This window comes from Chitinophaga oryzae (assembly GCF_012516375.2).
Taxonomy (GTDB): domain Bacteria; phylum Bacteroidota; class Bacteroidia; order Chitinophagales; family Chitinophagaceae; genus Chitinophaga; species Chitinophaga oryzae.
Genome location: NZ_CP051204.2, coordinates 4,146,575 through 4,166,861, shown reverse-complemented (window position 1 = coordinate 4,166,861; position 20,287 = coordinate 4,146,575). Strand labels below are relative to the sequence as shown.

The 20,287-nt window shown below is 51.0% G+C and carries 13 protein-coding genes, 1 pseudogene and 1 riboswitch; of the genes and pseudogenes, 4 read left to right on the top strand and 10 right to left on the bottom strand.

Going from position 1 to position 20,287, the window contains the following annotated elements; translation table 11 throughout:
• Positions 1-58: 58 nt before the first annotated feature.
• From HF324_RS33795 to HF324_RS17310, 5 genes are all read right to left on the bottom strand, one after another.
• Positions 59-1,192, bottom strand: coding sequence for a TlpA family protein disulfide reductase (locus tag HF324_RS33795; RefSeq protein ID WP_168860348.1), 1,134 nt, complete (start codon positions 1,190-1,192; stop codon positions 59-61).
• 53 nt (positions 1,193-1,245) lie between these two features.
• Positions 1,246-2,826 (bottom strand): RagB/SusD family nutrient uptake outer membrane protein, encoded by a 1,581-nt coding sequence (locus tag HF324_RS17325; RefSeq protein WP_168860347.1) that lies wholly within the window; start codon positions 2,824-2,826, stop codon positions 1,246-1,248.
• A gap of 19 nt (positions 2,827-2,845) precedes the next feature.
• Positions 2,846-6,268 carry a SusC/RagA family TonB-linked outer membrane protein gene (locus tag HF324_RS17320; RefSeq protein WP_168803667.1) on the bottom strand — a complete coding sequence of 1,141 codons (3,423 nt, stop codon included), beginning with the start codon at positions 6,266-6,268 and terminating at the stop codon, positions 2,846-2,848.
• 115 nt (positions 6,269-6,383) lie between these two features.
• Positions 6,384-7,409 (bottom strand): FecR family protein, encoded by a 1,026-nt coding sequence (locus HF324_RS17315; protein ID WP_168860346.1) that lies wholly within the window; start codon positions 7,407-7,409, stop codon positions 6,384-6,386.
• An 85-nt stretch (positions 7,410-7,494) separates the two neighbouring features.
• Entirely contained in the window at positions 7,495-8,091 is a 597-nt protein-coding gene (locus HF324_RS17310; protein ID WP_168860345.1) for an RNA polymerase sigma factor, read from the bottom strand.
• Between the two features lie 135 nt (positions 8,092-8,226).
• Between HF324_RS17310 and HF324_RS17305 the strand changes: the two genes are divergently transcribed.
• Complete coding sequence (locus HF324_RS17305; protein ID WP_168803664.1) at positions 8,227-8,808, top strand: TetR/AcrR family transcriptional regulator; 582 nt, start codon at positions 8,227-8,229, stop codon at positions 8,806-8,808.
• Between the two features lie 54 nt (positions 8,809-8,862).
• Positions 8,863-9,654, top strand: a complete 792-nt coding sequence (locus HF324_RS17300; RefSeq protein ID WP_168860344.1) for an SDR family NAD(P)-dependent oxidoreductase — start codon at positions 8,863-8,865, stop codon at positions 9,652-9,654.
• Between the two features lie 17 nt (positions 9,655-9,671).
• Here HF324_RS17300 and HF324_RS17295 read toward each other — a convergent pair whose 3' ends face one another.
• On the bottom strand, positions 9,672-10,499 hold the full coding sequence (locus tag HF324_RS17295) for a helix-turn-helix domain-containing protein (protein ID WP_168803662.1): 828 nt from the start codon (positions 10,497-10,499) through the stop codon (positions 9,672-9,674).
• A 163-nt stretch (positions 10,500-10,662) separates the two neighbouring features.
• Between HF324_RS17295 and HF324_RS17290 the strand changes: the two genes are divergently transcribed.
• Positions 10,663-12,393 (top strand): hypothetical protein, encoded by a 1,731-nt coding sequence (locus tag HF324_RS17290; protein ID WP_168860343.1) that lies wholly within the window; start codon positions 10,663-10,665, stop codon positions 12,391-12,393.
• A gap of 691 nt (positions 12,394-13,084) precedes the next feature.
• Here the strand turns inward: HF324_RS17290 and HF324_RS17285 are convergent.
• The 3 genes and pseudogenes from HF324_RS17285 to glk all read right to left on the bottom strand — a co-directional run bounded on the left by HF324_RS17285 (position 13,085) and on the right by glk (position 16,073).
• Positions 13,085-13,522, bottom strand: a complete 438-nt coding sequence (locus HF324_RS17285) for a VOC family protein (protein ID WP_168803660.1) — start codon at positions 13,520-13,522, stop codon at positions 13,085-13,087.
• 80 nt (positions 13,523-13,602) lie between these two features.
• Positions 13,603-14,891 (bottom strand): annotated as a pseudogene (locus HF324_RS17280) (voltage-gated chloride channel family protein).
• Positions 14,892-14,937: 46 nt separating this feature from the next.
• Positions 14,938-15,011: riboswitch (Fluoride riboswitch) on the bottom strand.
• 9 nt (positions 15,012-15,020) lie between these two features.
• On the bottom strand, positions 15,021-16,073 hold the full coding sequence (gene glk, locus HF324_RS17275; RefSeq protein ID WP_168860342.1) for a glucokinase: 1,053 nt from the start codon (positions 16,071-16,073) through the stop codon (positions 15,021-15,023).
• Between the two features lie 103 nt (positions 16,074-16,176).
• Here glk and HF324_RS17270 point away from each other — a divergent pair, with 103 nt between their 5' ends.
• On the top strand, positions 16,177-17,958 hold the full coding sequence (locus HF324_RS17270) for a glycoside hydrolase family 15 protein (RefSeq protein ID WP_168803657.1): 1,782 nt from the start codon (positions 16,177-16,179) through the stop codon (positions 17,956-17,958).
• Positions 17,959-18,085: 127 nt separating this feature from the next.
• Here the strand turns inward: HF324_RS17270 and HF324_RS17265 are convergent, their stop codons facing one another.
• Complete coding sequence (locus tag HF324_RS17265; protein WP_168803656.1) at positions 18,086-20,269, bottom strand: bifunctional alpha,alpha-trehalose-phosphate synthase (UDP-forming)/trehalose-phosphatase; 2,184 nt, start codon at positions 20,267-20,269, stop codon at positions 18,086-18,088.
• Between the last annotated feature and the right edge of the window lie 18 nt (positions 20,270-20,287).

The window sequence follows — 20,287 nt, the reverse complement described above, 5'->3', positions numbered from 1 at the left end:
AAAGAAAAGACGCATGAACTGCGTCTTTTCTTTTTTGCGTGATTTTATGCTGATGAAATTACGGCATCAGCTCTTTCAATTTTTTATCGAGCTCGCTGCCTTCGAGTTTTTGAGCAATGATCTTTCCTTTCGGATCGAGGAGGAACAACGTTGGCAACACCTGCACATTGAACGTGTTTTTGGATACCTCGCTTTTAGCGTCATGGGCTTGCGGCCAGGGATTGTTTTCCTCTTTTACCGCTTTAAGCCATGCGGCTTTGTCACGGTCGGTAGAGATGCTGAGGATCTCGAAATTTTTGTCTTTGTACTGTGCATACAGTTCACGCATGTGTGGGAAAGATGCGCGACAGGGACCACACCAGCTGGCCCAGAAATCGATCAGCAGGTATTTGCCCCGGTAGTCGGAGAGTTTCACTGCTTTTTCCACTTCGTTCTTCAGCGTAAAGTCGGCCGGTGTGGCGCCGTTGACGCTAAGTTTACGGGCAGCGATTTCTGTTTTAATGGCTTCACCTTCCCGCAGTGCTTTGATACCAGGCGTAAGCTTTTCGTACAATGCAATCAGTGTTTTGTTGTCCAGGGAACGGCTGTTGCGTTGCAGGATGACTACGGAAGCATAAGATCTCGGGTTCCTGCTTACATGGCGTTGTAGCAGTTTAGCGGTGGCGGCTTTTTCCATGGTCTCCATGTCAGCGGCTGCGGCAGCATTGGGATTTTTACCGTAAAGGCTCTTCATTACATCTGCACCGTATTTCTGCTTCATGGTCTTTTCGATGGCTTCCCAGGCTTTATCCTGTTCGGCAGAGAAGGCGGCGTACACCTGTTGTGCGGCGCCGTCCACAGAGGAATAATGGGTGCCGTTGCTGTCTATCGTAGCTACCACACGGTAAGTGCCGGGTTTGTCGATCAATATTGCCTGTGGTGCGTAACCGCCCCTTACTTTTGAATCATGGAGTGAAGCAAACAGCAGGCGGTAAGGTGCTTCAAAAGGTACTTCTCCTGAGAAGGTATTGTTGACCACATTCATGGAGTCGTAGCGGTCCGGATTACGGGAGTACATATCCATGCGGTTGTAGCCGCGGGTGTCACCGATCACAGTACCTTTAATGACAACGGTCTTTTGTTGTGCATAGGCCCCTGTGCTTAAGGTGGTGAGCAGCAGCAGGATGCGGGCGCTTGTTGTTATTTTTTTCATATTGACTGATTAAATGGTTGGCGTTGTAAGCTAATGTATTCCGGACGACGGCGTTAATCCCATTCCGGGTTTTGCTTCAACTCTTTTCCTGCCGGGTACTTATTGAGCACATCTATCGGAATGGGGAACAGGTACATCTTCGGCGCCACAAATACCCTGTCTTCTATTTTCGTACGGGTATAGGTCCGCTTGCCGTTGACAACACTGATGACCATGCCATACACCGGTTGACCGATGATCTGCGGGCCTTTGTTCCAGCGGCGTATATCGGCCCAGCGTTGTCCTTCAAAGGCCAGTTCCACCGTTCTTTCGCGCTCGTATTTCTCCCAGGTCATTTCTCCGGCAGCGATCGTCGGCATACCGGCGCGCACCCTGAGCAGGTTCACGTAGGTACGGGCCTCTTCTGTATTGCCCATTTTCAGCTGGCACTCTGCATAGTTGAGATATATTTCACCCAGCCGTATGATAACGGCATTGTTCAGGTTGGGATTGGAAATGTTCTTCAGATCGTAAGTGGTGTCCAGGAATTTTTTGAGATAGTAGCCCGTCTGCGTGCCACGCTCGGCAGGATTAGCGGCGCTGCCTTTCTGCAGGTCCAGTATCTCTCCGCGGAACAGCATACCGTCGTACAATACGCTGCTGTAAAGGCGGGGGTCGCGGTTATCGTAAGGGTGCTCCGGATTGTAGTACGGAGACTCGTTCCAGGGCTTGCCGTCTTTCATCAGGAACGCATCCACGATGTTCTGGGTCGGATCATTAACGCCGCTGGCGAAGCCGGTGAAGTTGCGCGGATATTCATAATCGTTCAGATCGTGTTTTTGTTTGCTTTGCAGGCTGCCAAACTGTTTGTCGAAAATGACCTCAACATTATTGTCGTTGCCCGGCTGGAACATGGATTTGAAATCAGGGAAGAGTTTGTACTGATTCAGGTCCATCACTTGTTTGGCAGCGGCGGCAGCGCGCGGGTAGTCCAGTTCATTGAGCAACAGCCGGCATTTCAGGGCATAGCAGGCGCCTTGTGTGGCGCGGCCTGTCTGTGCCGGATCGGAATATTTGGCGGGAAGGAGAGTGGCGGCTGTTTCCAGGTCTTTCAGGATGAAGTTCACACATTCTTTGGCGGTAGCGCGTGGAATGGCCAGTTCATCATTCAGTCCCAGTGCTTTTTCGATAATGGGGAACGCACCAAAGTGCGCATAGATGTCCATATAAAAGAATGCCCGGAGGAAGTGAGCTTCCCCGCGCATCCGCTGCTGCAATGCGGCGCTGAACGGTGCTGACTGTAGTTGCTCCAGCAGCGTGTTGCACTTACGGATGCTGGTGTAGTTGTCTGTCCATACTTCGGAAAACACAGCGGTAGCGGAGTTGTATTGCGCAAAGTTGACCAGCTGGCATTCCAGGTATGGCCGGTTGGCTTCGCCCTCGTCAGTATAGCTCATTGTCAGGGCGCCGCCGGCCCTGTCATATTCGGAAATAATACCGGAGTAGATATTGGCAACATAGAGGTTCACCAGGCTGCTGTCTTTCCAGATGACTTCATCGGTGAACTTGTCCAGTGGCCCTTTGTTCAGAAAATCCTTCTGGCAGGCCGTCAGGCAGTAGGCGGTGAGCAAAAGGAGAAATATATATCTTTTCATGATGTCTGTTATTGGTTGTTTACAGTTGAATGTTGACACCGGCATTATAGCTCCGGATGATCGGATAGGCTACGGTACCGTTGGCCGCCGCTTCGGGATCTATTTGTTTCAAACGGCTGAAGGTGAGCAGGTTGTTGCCGTTGAGATAAACCCTTACTCCTTTAATGCCTGCGAGGCGCAGCCACTGAGCGGGAACGTTGTACGCCAGTTCGGCATTTTTCAGACGGATGAAGGCGGCATTGCGTAACCAGAAATCAGAGTCCTGTGTGTTATTGACATAAGCGATGGACAAACGGGGGAAGGCCGCGCCGGGATTATCCGGCGTCCAGTAGTCTTTATGTATCTCCTGTGCGTGGCCGTCAGCATAAAACGGGAAGGAGTAAGGCCCGTATACGTAAGCCATCACGTTACCATTTCCCTGCCACAGCAGGTTGAGTTCAAAGCCCTTGTAGCGGCCGCCCATGGCGATACCGTATTGTATTTCCGGGTAACCGCCGTTGTCGGTGATGATCTTGTCATTGTTGGTGATCTTGCCGTCACCATCGATATCCACATAACGGATATCACCGGCGGATACGGTAGGATACAATGGCTTAGGTCCTTTCTCCACCTCATCCTGCGACTGGTACAAGCCATCTGATACAAATTTCGGTTTAGAACTGCCGCCATTGAGCCTGATGGCGACCGGTTTGCCCGTCAGCCGTTGCCATTCCGGGATGCTGCTGGCCTCCGGGTAGTACACCATTTTGTTGCGCGCAAAGGTGATGTTGGGTTTTACGTAGTAGGTGAATTTACCTGCGGTACCATTATAGCCGGCGCTGATTTCGAAACCACGGTTATCCACGATACCTGCGTTTTCCACGGGCAGGGTGATGCCGATAACATCCGGTACGGCTTGTGCACGGGGAGCAAGGATATCCTTGGTGCGTTTGTAGAAGTAGTCGGCGGTAATGCTGATCCGGCTGTCCCACAGCTGCATATCGAAACCGATGTTGCTCATCACCGCTTTTTCCCAGGTGAAGTTGGGGTTAGGCAGTACGTTCAGCTGAAGGCCCTGGTAATATACCGGGTTGACGCCGCCAAAAGAATAGCCATGGCTCACGCCGTAAATATCTGCACCTACGAGGCTGTAGCTGGCGAGGAACTGGTAGGGATCTACACGGTCATTACCCAGCAGGCCCCAGGAACCACGGAGTTTAAGATAATCGACCAGGCCCCGCTGCGGGAAGAAATTTTCTTTGGATATCACCCAGCCGGCACCGATAGAAGGGAAGAAACCGAAGCGGCCATCCCGGGGAAAGATATCGGACCCATCATACCGGAAGTTCATTTCCAGCAGGTACTTCTGTTGATAGTCATAAGTGAAACGGCCCACCACCCCTTGTCTGTACTGACGGCTGGCAGTGCCTTCCACGGCTGTATTGGTAGGATCTGAAGCATTCAGGATTTCCAGTGCCGGTGATACGAAGTTTCTGCCTGTAGCGCCGAAATACCGTTCGTTAAAAACTGTTTGGGTATATAACACCATGCCGCCTACGTGATGATCTTTAAAAGAACGGTCGTAGTTCACAGAGAATTCGCTGGTGGCATAGTAGTTCTGCCGGTTGCTCTCTGTCAGCTCGGGCGCTGTGGGGGTGTTGTTGGCCTTCTTCATAACGCCGGCATTGTCCATGGTATACAGCGCGTACGGCTTTGCGAAGCTCCGGAAATTGGTCATGTTCCTGTCGTAGGCGAAAGTTCCTTTTACGGAGAGGCCCTCTGTGAAAGGCAGCTTATATTGTAACGACATGGTACCGTTGAAGGTGTTGACGTTATTTTGCCTGTAGCCGTCTTCCCCCCTGGATTGCTGATAAATATTGCCCTTGGCGGCAGGAACGAATCCGTAAAGGCCGTTGCTGTATTTATTTACATAATACGGCGGACTGGAAATGGCTATTTTCATGATGGTGGAACTGCCGGCACGGGCGTCTCTGCTGTCAGACATAATACCTGCCAGCTTCACATCGAACAGCAGGCCTTTGGCGATTTCAGACTGGAGGCTGCTGCGCACGTTATACCGTTTGTAGGTCACCATCGGGTAGAAACCACCTTCGTTGTTGTACCCTGCGGACACAAAGTAGCGCGTCTTTTCGCTGCCACCGCTCACAGACAGGTCATACCGCTGCTGTATAGAGGTGGGAGCAAGGATATCATTGTACCAGTCAGTGTTAGGATAGCGGTCAGGATCGCTGCCGGTCCTGAACTTTTCCAGTACTTCATCGGTGTAACCTTTACCCACGGCCGGGTTAAAGCTGTTCTCGTTTTTGAGCGCCACGTTGTACAGCCCAGCATACTCATAGGATCCCAGTGGTTTAAGGGCTCTTGTCTGTTGCTGGACTGTCAGGTTGCCGCTGAAGCTAATGGATGGTTTACCGGACCCACCGGCTTTGGTGGTGACGAGTATCACCCCGTTAGCCGCCCTGGCGCCGTATACCGCGATAGCGGAGGCGTCTTTCAGCACGGAGATGGTTTCCACGTCGGAGGGGGCGAGGTCGTCCAGGCTTCGGTTGGGGATACCATCTATTACCACCAGTGGTTCGGAGTTGTTGGTAGTGCTGATGCCACGCACATAAAAGGTAGAGCCTTTGCCGGGAGCGCCGCTGGCTTTGGATACAAAAAGGCCCGGCACACGGCCGGATAAGGCGTCGGTCACCCTGGCCACGGGTGCTTCGGTAATTTCCTTGCTGTTGACCGTAGCGACTGCACCTACTATTTTTGCTCTCTTTTGTTCACCGTAACCTACGACCACCACTTCCGTCAGTTCTTTGGAAGAGGTGACCAGCTTCACGTTTACCGGGGAGGCGCCGGAGACCAGCACCTCCTGCGGGGCATAACCCACGCCGCTGATCATCAGTTTTTTATTGGCGGCATTCGGTATGCTGAACAAGCCGTCGGCGTCCGTATAGGCGCCGGTGGTGGTACCGGCTACCTGTACGCTGATACGTTCGAGGGGGGCGCCTTTCTCGTCGGTTACACGCCCTCTTGCTGCGGACAACGTAGCGGCTGGCAGTGGTTGTGCTTCGTCCTTTTTAGCTTCATTATCAGCCGTCAGCATCTGGTTGCTTTTGTCTTTATTGACGGTAATAGCGTAATAATCCTTTTTAATATAAAGGAACAACAGGCCGTTAGGGTAGAGGATAGCTTTCAGCTGATCTTCTACGCTTTGACTGCCGGCATGGTCGGGATTAAAGGAGGTGTACTTTTCGTTGGCCAGTGTTTTGTCATAGACAAAAGTGACACCGTATTTCTTTTCCAGTTTTTTCAATGCCGCATCCACGGTCATCTTTTCCTGTCGTTGTTTGCCGGTTGGTATGGTTTGCTGTGCCATAGCCCTTTGCGGAAGAGTGGTGGCGTTCAGGCAAAGCAATACCATTCCCATAGGGAAGAATAAGACTTTCCTCATCGTTAGTTGGTTTTATGATTTTGGTTAGCGTCGCGCTAGTCCTTGTTTAGCATACAGTCGGGGAATGGTCGGTGTTCCGGACTGGATGGTTGGTGATTGGTGTTTGTTCGTATTTTTATTTTCGGTTACTGAAATACATAGTATCGTTTCTGCGGCTGATTTGTATGTCAAGCACGTTGGAGATAATAAAGAGAATGTCTGCTTTGTTCTCCAGGTATATAATACCTTCTATTTTCCTTTCCTTTATTTTTTCATCGCTCACTACGATTTTTTCCCCGTAGTTGTTCTCCAGGATATCTATAATGTCAGACAGGGGAGCGTCTGTCAATGTCAGCTTACCCTGTGTCCAGCTGCTGTAGCTGCTGTCGGTTTTCGACGCGGAGACTTGTTGATGCTGTGCGTCATATTCCACGAGGTCGCCAGGGGAGAGGATCCTGCTGGTCCGCTGCGGATCATGAAAGTCGACGCGCACTTTCCCGGATTGCAGGAAGATGGCGGTCCGGTGCCGGCGTTGCTTCAGGTCGAAGGTAGTGCCCAATACCGTTACATCGGCATCTTCCGTGTGCACAACAAATCCGGCTGCTTTTTTATCCGGGTTCACGCTGAACCAGGCCTCTCCACGGAGCCACAATTCACGCAGCTGTCCATTCAGGGAGCGGCGGTATTGCAGGGTGGAATTGGCGCGCAGCATCACGAGAGAGCTGTCGGGAAGTACTACCTGCCTGGTTTCCCCGAAAGCGGTAGACACTTTCATTGTTGTTTGCTGCCGCCAGGTGTAAAACGCAGCGGTACCTGCTATGGCCAGCAAGCCTGTCCAGATGGCGGCGTTGCGCCATGTCAAAAAAGCGTATAGGCGCCGGCGTTGAACGGGTGATTGCCGGAGTGCCGCGATGGTACCGGTAAACCTTTGGTACGACTGTGCCGCCATTTCTTCCGTTGGCAGGTGTTCCGTGAACCGGACCTGTAACAGCAGTTGCTTCGCCGTTGCTGCGGTAGTAGCATTGTCAGGGCCTGCAGCGATCCACTTTTCCCACCGGGCGGTATCCGTTGGGGCTTGCTGTAATGCCCATCGCACAAAAGACGGATCGCCCAGCAGAGCTGTTACACTGTATTTTTCATTGTCCGGTTTATCGCGCTGCATCCTGTTTTTAGCTGTTTACTGATATATATAAGTCGGCACAGGGAAATATTACCCCATGAAAACAAAAAATTTTTTATTTTTTTTATTACTGCCGGATAAACAATAACCGGAGCATAGGCAGCAGCAGGTAGAAGGGGATGTTCACCAGTTGTTTGAGTTCATCCAGTGCCCGGGCCATGAGTTTATAAGTGGCTTTAACGGAGATATCCATCACCGCGGCGATCTCATCATACTGCATGTTTTCATAGAAGCGGAGATAGACGGCTTCCCGCTGCCGGGGGGTGAGCTGTTGCAAAGCCTGTAGTATGGCTGTTTTCAGCTGTTGGTCCTGTTCGCGGTGGATCAGGATATGGTCGGCGCCGAATTCGGGTGCTGCGGACTCGCTGGCCCGCTCTTCGCGCTGCATCCGCCTGATGGCATCTTCGTGATAGCGGACCAGTTTACGGCGAAAGCTGCTGTATACGTAGCTCTTACTGGCGTCCATAGCTGGGTTGCGGCTATGGGCCTGCCACATGGACACAAATACGTCATGAATGGCGTCTTCGATCAGGCTGTTGTTGTCCGTCAGTTTCCTGCCGTAGTTGTACAGCTGCCTGTAATACATTTTATAAGCGGCTGCCGCCTCTGGGGAATCCGGAGCATTAAATATAACGTTGATATTCCGTTGTTCATGAGTGTCCATCAGCGAGGCTAAAGATAGAAATTTTCCGGTTATTATCTTGTTGATCAATGGGTAGGCGGCAGATAACAGGGAAGAAGCAGAAATATTTTTGTCAGAACGGTAGATATTTTTATTTTTGTATTGATCGTTACAAAAATGAAAGGAAGACCAGCAATATATGATAACGACGCAGTTATCTTAAAGGCCCAGGAGGTATTCTGGGAGAAAGGATATAGTGCTACATCCTTGCAGGACCTGCAGGCAGCTACTCAAATGGGAAGCGGCAGTTTATATAATACTTTTCGCGGCGGTAAGAAAGAACTTTTTTCCAAAGCCTTGCAGCAACGCCGGGAGGCCTTTCTGGCCTTTAAAAGAGAATTGAAAGAGCATGCCTCGCCGGTGGACCTCATCAAAGACTTCTTCAGAAGCCTCGCAGAGGCCGATGAACACACGCACCTGAAAGGATGTATTGTGGCCAACACGGTAACCGCCCTGGCTTTTGTGGACCAGGACCTGGAGACCGAAGCCATAAGTATCCTGAAGGATGTGGAGCGGATGTTTACAGAAACGGTCCGGGAAGCCCAGAAGTCGGGGAGTATTACCAACCCCGCTGATGCCGCTGTTTTAGGCAGATACCTGGTCACCTGCTGGAATGGTCTTAACGTGACCCGAAGAATGCATCCTAATAAAGAGAAACTGAAAGAGCTGATTGAAGTACAACTCAGCATACTGCAATAAAAATTTCTGCCAATTTTTGTAATGATCATTACAAAAATAAATTTGAACTGAAACATGGATGTACAATTAGTATCGAAACGTGCTTTCATCAGCGGTTCCACACAGGGAATCGGATTCGCGATCGCGCAGTATTTAGCACAGGAGGGAGCAGAAGTGATCCTTCACGGAAGAACACCTGCCAAAGTGGATAAGGCCGTAAAGCGCCTGGCAGCGTTGGTTCCCGAAGCCATCGTAACAGGAATGGCAGCAGACCTGTCAGTACAGGAGGAGGTGACGACATTGCTGCAGCAGCTGCCGCCGGTAGATATACTCGTCAACAACGCAGGCATATTTGAAGTCAAAGATTTCATGGATGTTACAGATGACAGTTGGAGCCATTTCTTCGACATCAATGTCATGAGCGCTGTAAAGCTCTCCAGGCAGGTGTTGCAGGGAATGCTGTCCCGCCATTGGGGACGGATCATTTTTATCAGCAGTGAATCCGGGATCAATGTCCCGGGCAACATGATCCACTACGGTACTACCAAAGCGGCCATGCTGGCGCTCAGTAACGGATTGTCGAAACTAACAAAAGGCACGCAGGTAACTGTAAACACCATCCTGGGAGGCCCTACTTATTCTGATGGCGTGGCAGCGGCGGTGGAGTATATCGCCGCCAGTCACCAGCAACCTGCTGAAGTCATCAGGCAACAGATCATGCATAGCGCCAATCCTCATTCACTATTGGAACGATTTATCGATCCTGCAGAAATAGCCAGCCTGGCGGTATACCTGGCAAGTCCCTTGTCATCAGCCATCAACGGCGCCTCCATAAGGGCCGATGGCGGCGTGCTAAGAACGCTGTAATAGGCTGTTACAGGCAGTTAAAACGCAAATTTTTCGGCCAGGAAACGAGAGGGAGGCACCCCCAGAAATTCCCGGAAATCGCGGACAAGGTGCATCTGGTCGGCGTAGTGGAACTCATAGGCGAGGTTAGCCCAATTGACATCGGGAAACTTATCCTTATACTTCAGCATATGTGTAAACCGGATCATGCGGCTGAACAATTTCGGCGTGGTACCTATTTCACGGATAAAATTCCGCTCCAGCTGCCGCCGCGACAGAAATATTTTGTCCGATAAATCACGGATAGACGAAGGCGCCAGCGTGCCCTCGATGTTGGAGACCAGTTCCGAAACTGCGGCTGATGGCCGGATTTCTTTTTTCCGGCTCATCGCCAAACGCAAAAGATAAGGTTCAACGAGCGCTACACAGGAAGCAATATCCTGGCAGGAGGTAAGCTGTGCCTGTATTTCGGCGAAATAGGCGGGGAGCACCGTCATAGCATCCACGGACTGGTCCCGTAGTTCGTCTGCAGGAATGGCCAGTAGCCGGTACAGCCCTCCATGCTGAAGGCGGACGGAAAAGGATCTGAAATTGCCGCGCAGATCAATCTTATACTTGGTGAAAGTCCTGGGCCCCCGGATACTGCATCGCGCAAAAGGCAGCGTTTTCCCGGTATGCAGGTCCCGGGTCTCAAACGGATCGCCCGGAAAAAAATCGATGGAGCTGAAGATACGCAGCGGCATGTCCCTTACCAGGGTCATGCCATCCGGAATACTGATGAACCGGTACACATATTCGTAAACGAACGGAGCTAATGCCCGTGTTGGCGGACAATGGTTTTCATATATGGTTTCGGCGGTTAACATGGCATCATAAAGCTACACCAATTTTCGAATGCGGCTATGCGTATAAACACGCTTAATTGCCGGTATAAACGTCGTTTTTCTTCTATACAGGTTCACTTATCCTTGGGAATTTTGTCGTAAAATCAATCTTCTCACCCCCAAAAACTGAAGGAGGAAACAGTATATGAAATCCAGAACCTCATTGCAGTTAAACATCCAGTTAAATCACATTCATTGTTTCGATGAAGGTGACGGCCCCGGCAATGCAGAGCCTTATCTGTGGACACTCTTCTATAAAATCGATGGCGACACTTTCCGCTTTGGTAACGATAATGATCCTGACGAACAGCTGTTGTGGGGCGCCGTCACCATTGAAAAGCGAAACCCCTTACATGGCAACCTGAACAGAAACAGTGTAGACGAAGGCGATATAGTCGCCATTCCACCTGCTGTCGGAAAATGGGAAACCGTGCTTCGGCCTATCCCGGTAACAGATAACAATAAAAGCATGGTGGCGGCCCTGTCCCACGACTTTACCGACTTGCCTGGCATTGCAGGCGTGGTAGTGATCCTGATGGAGGAAGACAACCTGAGCAACGACGCTGTGCAGGCAGGATACGACGCATTCTGCGCCACATTCCAGGCCAAAATGAACCAGCTCATCAATGGCCGCGACCTGGTCCGGTTGGCTGCCGGCATCACAGATGAAATGGAAAACGATGTAGAAGCAGCGGTTCGCGAGGCGGTTGAATCCGCCATCCCGGACAGTATGAACTTCTTCGAAAAAGTATGGAACTGGCTGGCTGGGCCGGACCAAACGCTTGGTTCCGCATCCTTCCGGTTCGGGCATGATGATCTCGTGAGGCACGGGCAAATTCTCTTCCGGGAACGCTGGAAAGAGGGCGTCAGTGTTACCACACCGCTGGACGTAAACGTCAAAGAGTTCATTATCAGAGGCCCCGGCAGAGTTATCGAAAGTGGAGGAGAATGGGAAATTTTCGGTCAGGCTTCCGCAACGCCATTGCCCGTTGAGCAGTTCATCGGAGAATTCGGGCCTCCGGTCACTTTCACGCAAAGCGAACTGGCGATACAGTCCTTCCGTCATCGGTCAGAGACAGCCCGTCGCGAAGGTTACCCAGGTGCGTACCCGACGTTTAAGACAGTGCGGGACAAGTACGGTAACGAGTTCGGTACTACGGTATTTTTTACCCACGAAGGCGCCGAGCGAAGCAATATATCATGGTATGCATTGGGAATGCCTGACCTGGAAGATTTCATTGCGCGCATGAAATCGGCGCATACCTATGCGGTGCAAAACGGGTATGTGAGCGGTCTCCCGGCGTTTTACGAGGCCCCGTCCATCCTGGGTATTCTGAAGGCCTTCGAAAATACATCGTTGCAACGGTGGACCGGCAACACTGTCGGTCAGTCGAAACCGAAACCGGTACATCAACCCCCGGTCAGGCATTCAAGCCTGGCGCTGGCCGGATCGGCAAACGGTGGCCGCCATCAAACGGCTGCCCACTTATCAGATGAACTGGTGGTAAGCCCGGTGAAACCACAGCAGGGAAATGGGCTCTTAAAGCATCAGACGCTGACCGAAGAAATAGGTAAGATCAATCCGGTGCTGAACAGCATAGAATGCAGTACCGTATTTATTAAACCGGACTTTGCCGACGTGGAATATGTTAAACTTGCCGACCTTGGAAACCCCAAACTGGGAGATATTCCGTCACGGTTCATTGCAGCGCACGACTATGCCGTCAGGCGAGGATACGTTAGCGGATTCCCTACATTTTTCGACCGCAATATGTCATTCGAAATGTCAGGCTTCGATCTGCGGTGTGGCACTGTATTACTGAAGCAACAGGCAGCGGTAGTAAAAGACGTGTTGACGTTCAAAGCGCTTACCTGAGTAGCCCTGTGCTATAATTTACGAAATCTGATAACGGGCACCAACATTGTCCAACCAAAGGTCCGACCGGGAAGTGCCGGACCTTTGGTTTTGTGGTTTTGCATTGCATTTACTCTTACCATATAAAGCGCCCGTATTCGCCGGGAGTACGCCCGTCGTTATTGTCCAAGGCCGAATTCCCCGAAAACGAAGGCCCTGAGAATTGGATATTTCACATTTCAATTGACCCGGCGGCAGGGCAGCATACGAAGGCTATAGTACCGTGGTTTAAAACCCTTAAACACCCTACAGATCTGCGCTATCCGGAAGCGTTTATCCAGGAGTAGCTTAAATGGATTCAATTGGCTTCACATGTAAGGGTAGACCTAATAGCTTTTCCATACTCCAATGGCTTTATTCTATTTAACATAATGTTTATTATAAGAATATTCGGAGGCCGCAATTATCATCATCCCTCAGCGAAGAAGTTTCTAATAATCCGGGGCGGAAATTCTGTGAAATGAAGCCGCTGTGGCTCGTTTATACAGCTTTGTACCGGGCCAGTGTACGAATATCTGATTCTCAGCACACTCGGTTTGGGCCTTTAATGCCCTGTGGAGTCAACCCGGCTTATTTTTAGCGCTGGCAATTTTTCGACGGGAACAAACTAAAATGCCGCCAGGTCAACTCATACCCCGGCGGCAAAAAAAAATTAAATAAAAGCGATGAATTCGATCACTTCTCCATCCGGCCCGTACACCAGTGCGTTACGAACTTTCAACGGCGGAATTCCCAGCGATAATTCACAAGGTTCGACGCAGCTCGTAGCGCCGAGCGATAATGCGTGCGCATAGGCGCCGTCCACATCAACGACCGTCAGCGCCAGGTGCAGCAATGCACCGGTCACGACGCTTTCTCCGGGCATTTTCCGGCGGCCCTGCGCCGCTACATTCGCATCTTTGTCGAAGATCTCGATGAAGGAATTTGTGCCCGGGATCCGTAACAGTGCGGCGTGCGTGATATTATATTCCGGAAGCGCCCAGGAATGAAAAGGTTCAAGACCCAGCGCCTCGTAAAATCTGCAGGTGGCGGCGAAATCATTGGCCTGTATAGCCAGATGATGGATGCCGGTGATATTCGTTTTGTTCATGCAGCAAACTTACACAGGATAAGTACGCAGACATCGGGCTAACAAAATTGTTAGTTCTAAAACCAGCCACCACGGCGGTTCTAGCGTTCAAATTTAGAGACTATCAGCTTCTGTGAGGCATATATACCGGAATGACCGCTGAAATAATACGCGGTGAAACATGCTACGGCAAAGTACAGCACATGATCTGCGCCGAAAAGTTCTACGCCCATCAACGTACAGGCCAGCGGGGTATTTGTGGCTCCGGCAAAAACAGCAATGAATCCAAGTCCGGCAAAGAGATCTACGGGCGCGCCCAGTAACAGCGCCAGCGTATGACCCAGCGCGGCGCCCATGAAAAACAGGGGGTCACCTCCCCTCCTTTAAAACCCATTCCCAGTGTCACAGCGGTGAAAACGAGCTTCCAGAGCCAGCTCCAGTCGGATATATGCCCCGTGTCGCGGAAAGCGTTGACAATACTGATCCCGTCGGCCGACTGGCTGTACACGCCCAGCCCCAGGTAATCACGGGTACCAGCAATGAAAGTCATGGCAATCACCATCAGTCCACCCACGACCGGAATCAGCCAGGGTATTTTAATATAGGTGTTAGCGTTATATTTAATGGCATGTATCAACCAGGAAAATAAAAAACTGGTCAGCCCGAAAGCTACACCGCAAACTATCACTTTCAGCAACAACAGCAGATCTGCTTTCACAAAAGGTATATAAGGCGTCAGATGCGTACCCGTATATAATATCTGGTAATGAGTATGGGATATGCCCCAGGCGGAACAAACCACATCGGCCAGCACGGCGGCTATCAGGCAAGGTACCAGTGCATCATACCGCATAGCGCCAATGGCCAGCACTTCCAGCGCGAACACGGTGCCCGCAATGGGAGTACCAAAAACAGCCCCGAAGCCCGCGGCAATACCTGTCATTAATAATATACGTATATCCTTTTCTGTTAGCCCCAGCGTTTTTCCGATCCAGGCGGCCATACTACCGCCAATCTGTACTGCTGTACCTTCCCGTCCGGCAGAACCGCCAAACAAATGGGTGATCACCGTCGTCAGCAGCACCAACGGCGCCATCCTCGCGGGAACGCCGCCACCCGGCTGGTGTATTTCATCCATGATCAGGTTGTTACCCTTCTCCGCATTTTTGCCGCCAAGACGGTACAACCAATAAATCAGTACCCCTGCCACAGGCAACAGGTAGAGCAGCCACCCATGCTCAAAACGAATGTGGGTCGCCTTGTCGAGCAACCATAAAAAGAGGGCTACCAGGCTGCCCACGACCAGGGCAACGGGTAATACCAATACAGTCCATCGCAGCAGCTGATACGCTACTGTCACCTGTTCCGGTTTATTTGTGAATTGTTTCATGTCCTACAAACAGCAGTTTATAACGATATCTCCGTATCGCCAGGTTCGTTTTGTAGGCGCCATCAGTTCCGGAGGACCCGGAACGGTTCTGAGCAGGAAGACACCATTTCCTGTGCCGCAAAAATAAAACTAATCTGCTAATAATCCAGCATAATATGCCGCGCCCCAAAGGGCTGACTTATCATTATTGACAATATGTATCGGAACGCTGGCCAGTAATTCTGCCATCCGGTCGCCCTGCAGGTAATGATGATAGAATTCCCCGGTCTCCAGCAACCGTGCAATCTTTGGAGGAATGCCGCCGCCGAGGAACAACCCTCCGGTGGACTTCATCTTCAGCACCAGGTTGCAGGATTCACGGGCCAGATAACGCACAAACAGCTCCATCGTCTTCACGCAGATGGCGGTTTTGCCTTCCATCGCTGCCTTGCTGATGGCTGCCGCATCGTCGCCGGCCTCCATTTCAGCCTCCAGCGCCGCCGGCACTTCCATACCTTTCACATCACGGAGAAACTGGTAGATGGTCACGATGCCCGGTCCGGAAATCACACGCTCCCAGCTGGCAATCTCATATTTCTCCTGCAGATAACGTAACAAGGCGATGTCCAGCTCTGTACGGGGCGCAAAGTCGCCATGCCCCCCCTCTGTAGGAAACGGATGATGATACTGCCCGTCCCAGTATAGCCCCGCCATGCCCAAACCCGTACCTGGCGCAATAATCGCCATATTACCACTATTGTCGGCGGCACCGCGGTGCAACGTAGTCAGTTGCCCGGGAGATAAAGTAGCAAGACCGTAAGCAGTAGCTTCGAGATCATTGATCAGCGCTACCGCACGAATACCCGTAGCCTGACGGATCTCCTCTTCACTCAGCTCGCGCGCCAAATTGGTCAGTTCCACTTTTCCCTTCACCACCGGTCCGGCTACGCCAATGCATATACGTTGCGGCTGCCGGTCGCCCTGACTGATAAAATGCTGAATAATCTCCGAGAAACTGGCATAGTCACGGGAAGCATATTTATCTTCACGCACCACATCCAGATCGCCATCGGCCAGCCGGAACAACGCCAGGTTGGTTTTGGTGCCTCCCAGATCACCTGCCAGCAGATACAGGTCTACCCCCTCCTCATATACAGGTGCTACAAACTTCGGCAAATAGTGCTGCTTTTTGATCGTCTGCATAACATCGTAAACTTATCTCCTAAAAATAGTCAAATTGGAACAGCATTTGCCCCTCGTTGAACAATTTTCTGAAAAAAATGTAAAACCAATAAATTGATTTTTAATGGAAAGACATACCTATCAGACTGGACTTATTGGTAACTGCGCCTTCCTGGCGCATATCAACAAAGACACGAATGTAGACTGGCTCTGCTGGCCGCGGATGGACAGCTCCTTCATTTTTGGCGGGCTGCTCGACCGTAAAAAAGGAGGTACGTTTTCCATCCTTCCCAACGGTGATTTCGACTCCCATCAATATTATATGGAGAACACCAACGTGCTCTGTACCGAAATCACCACACATGAGGGCAGCTACCGGGTGACGGACTTCGCCCCCCGCTTCCTGCAATACGAACGCTTTTTTAAGCCGCTGATGCTGATCCGGAAGGTAGAACCCCTCGAAGGCTCTCCCCGCGTCAGGGTGAAATGCACGCCCACCTGCGACTATGGCGCAGCTCAGCTGCACCCGGTACGAGGCAGCAACCACATTGAGTTTGCCGGATGTGAAGATAAAATCAGACTGACTACCAATATCGCTGTCAGTTATGTTTTTGAAGAAGAATATTTTGTGCTGAACGAAACCAAGTACCTGATACTCACCTACGGGCAACCGCTGGAAGCGGCGCTGACCAGCACAGCCGAACGGTTCCTCCGGGAAACCATCACCTATTGGCACACCTGGATCAAACACTCTTCCATCGCCAATTACCATCAGCCATATGTGATCAGGGCCGCGCTGGCACTTAAAATCCACCAGAACGAAGACACCGGCGCCATCATTGCCGCCAGTACCACCAGTCTCCCCGAATTTCCGGACAGCGGCCGCAACTGGGATTACCGCTACTGCTGGATGCGTGACACCTATTATGTTATTACCGCGCTGAACCATATCGGGCACTTCGAGGAAATGGAAAAGTACTTCAGCTACATTACTGATATCTCCTTCTCCGGCGACTTCCGCTATCAGCCCCTGTATGGCATTACGGGCAAAAAGGAACTGGTGGAAACCATTCTCCCCCACCTCGACGGCTATATGGGCAACCAGCCCGTCAGGGTCGGCAACCAGGCCTACGAACATATCCAGAATGATATATATGGACAGGTGCTGATTTCTATGCTGCCCCTGTATACAGACCACCGCTTCATCTTCTCTGAGCGAAAAGACTCTGACCGCTGGATCAATCTCCTGCTGAAGAAAATAGAGCGTACCATCGATGAAAAAGACGCAGGTATCTGGGAGTTCCGCAACATGGCTAACGTACACTGTTATACGAACCTGTTTCAGTGGGCCGGCTGCAACGCCGCAGAGAAAATGGCGCGCACCATCGGCAATGAAGAACTGATTGAAAGGGCAATTGCATTGAAAAACCGCGCCGCCGCCCACATCGAAAGCTGCTACGACCCTGTCCGGAAAGTATACACCAACGCCGCCGGCAGCCAGCATCTCGATGCCAGCACCCTGCAGCTGATCATGATGAACTACCTCGATCCCGCCTCCGAAAAAGCGCGGGACCACCTGGCAGGCCTGGAAAAAGAACTGAAAACACCGGAAGGACTGTTTTACCGCTACCGTCACTCAGACGATTTCGGACTCCCCAGGACTACCTTCCTCGTGTGTGCATTCTGGTATGTAGAGGCGCTCGCCTGTGTAGGACGTGTGGATGATGCGCAACGCGAATTCAGTAAGCTGCTGCAGTACTCCAATCACCTCCTGCTCTTTAGTGAAGACGTGGAATCCGCTACCGGCAGCCAATGGGGTAATTTCCCACAAGCATACAGCCATGTAGGCCTGATGAACGCCGCCTATCGTATCGCCATGAAACTGGACAAACCAATATTCCTTTAAACATTTAGAGATTTAGGGATTTAGATATTTAGATATTTTATTGGTGTTTTGCTGTATTTTATATAAAAATATTTATTTATATAACAGGACACCAATAAAATATCTAAATATCTAAATCCCTAAATCTCTAAATCTCTAAATGTTTGAGTGTGCGTAAGAGATGTCGCACCTCGTGATGGCTGCGCAGGTAATATTGCGCCGCGGATACCTGGCTTCCTACCTTGATGGTAATTGCCTTTGGAGGCAGGGCTTTGAAAATATCCTCGTCCGTCACATCATCGCCCATGGCCATAATGAAATCGTATTTCTTATGGTTCAGCCAGCTCAGCGCGGCCTTCCCTTTATTGATCTCTATATTTTTCACCTCGATGACCTTGTCGCCGGGCAACACCTGCAGTCCTTTCTCCTGTGTGTAATAACGAAGGGTATTCATCAGTTCATTGGCGCGCAGTTCACCCAAACCGGATTCTACTTTACGGTAGTGCCATACCAGCGAGTAACTTTTTTCTTCCACGAAAGAACCGGGCGTGCGATCGGTGGCTTGTTCCAGCATGGGCAGTATTTCCTGCTTCCATTTGTCGGTCAGCCCCGGAAGCTGGTACCACTCCCCTTCTTTTGTCTTCTGCCAGGCTCCGTGTTCCGCGATCAGGTCGAGCGGCAGATGGCCGAACCACTCTCCCAGCGTTTCATGTTTTCTGCCGCTGATCATGACAATATCATTGCCCGGATAAGCGGCCAGTTCCCGCAGCAGCTGGTACAGGTCGGGGTCCGGCGCGGCCATATCGACATTGGTCTGAAAGCCTACCAGCGTGCCGTCATAGTCCAGGAAGATGATGCGCCTTTTGGTTTTCCTGTATTGCTGGCGGATCATTACGGCGGTCTCCTGGTTCACCCTGCGGGCCAGCATATTCTGCTGCATTTCATTCACCTCTTCCAGACGGGTCATAAATAACTTCACCCAATGATTAATGTTGAACTTGGACACCAGCTGCCGCATCTGTTTCATGCGTCGCTGCTGTTCCGGTAGAGGCATATTCAGCGCGTCCACGATGGCCCGGGTGATAGCCCCGATGTTATTGGGATTGACGATAATAGCGTCAATCAGTTCTTTAGACGCCCCGGCCATTTCACTGAGAATCAGCACGCCATCATTATTATTACGGCTGGCCACGTACTCTTTGCTGACAAGGTTCATCCCGTCGCGCATAGGCGTCACCAGGCAGATATCGGCATAATTATATAATGCTGCCAGCACCTCTACCGGGAAAGAACGGTAAAAGTACTGCACCGGATGCCAGGCAAGGGTCCGGAAACGGGCGTTGATATTACCCACCAGTTTATCGATTTCATCACGCAGCTCCTTGTATTGCGGAACAGTGTCCCGGGAAGGTACTACGATCATGTACAGGACAACTTTGCCCACATACTCCGGATGCAGTTGCAGCAACAACTCAAAGGCCTGCAGGCGTTGCAGGATACCCTTGCTGTAATCCAGGCGGTCGATGGAAAGCACCATCCGCTCCTGCTGGAAATTTTCCCGCAGGTTTTGCAACTGGTGTTTTACCTCCGTGTCATTTCCAAGGGCGGAAAATTTATTGAAATCGATGCCCATCGGGAAAGTCTCTACCACTACGGCGCGGTCGTTATAGGAAACAACGTTGGCACTGGTATTGACCGGCAGGATACGGCTGGCGGCATTGAGAAAGTGACGGGTATCGTCGAATGTATGAAAGCCCATCAGGTCGGCCCCCAGCATTCCTTCTATCAGTTCCGCACGCCACGGAATAAGTCTGAATAACTCGTAGGACGGGAAAGGAATATGGTTAAAAAAGCCGATGGATATCTCCGGCATCTCCGCCCGCAGCATGCCGGGCAACAGTAACAGCTGATAATCGTGTATCCAGATAATATCGCCCTGTTCGGCGACCTGCATCACGATGTCACGGAACTTTTTGTTCACCTGGTAATAAGCATCCCAATAGCCCTGGTCGTAACGGGCATACACGGCCATGTAATGGAATACCGGCCATAAGGTTTCGTTGGAAAATCCTTCATAGAAGTTGTTGATTTCTTCCTGTGTGAGAAAAACGGGCATCAGGTTCATCTGCCTGAGCTGTTTGGTAATTTTCTCCTGTTGTTTCGGATCGCTGATTTCCTGTCCCGGCCATCCCAGCCAGATGTTATTGCCTTCTCTGTAAATAGATCCTAAACCGGTTGCCAATCCTCCTTCGCTGGCCTGCAGTGAAAATTCACCGTCTTTCTCTGTAATTTTTACCGGTAGCCTGTTCGAAACAATAATAGTCTTTCTCATAGTCAGTTTATATCTCTA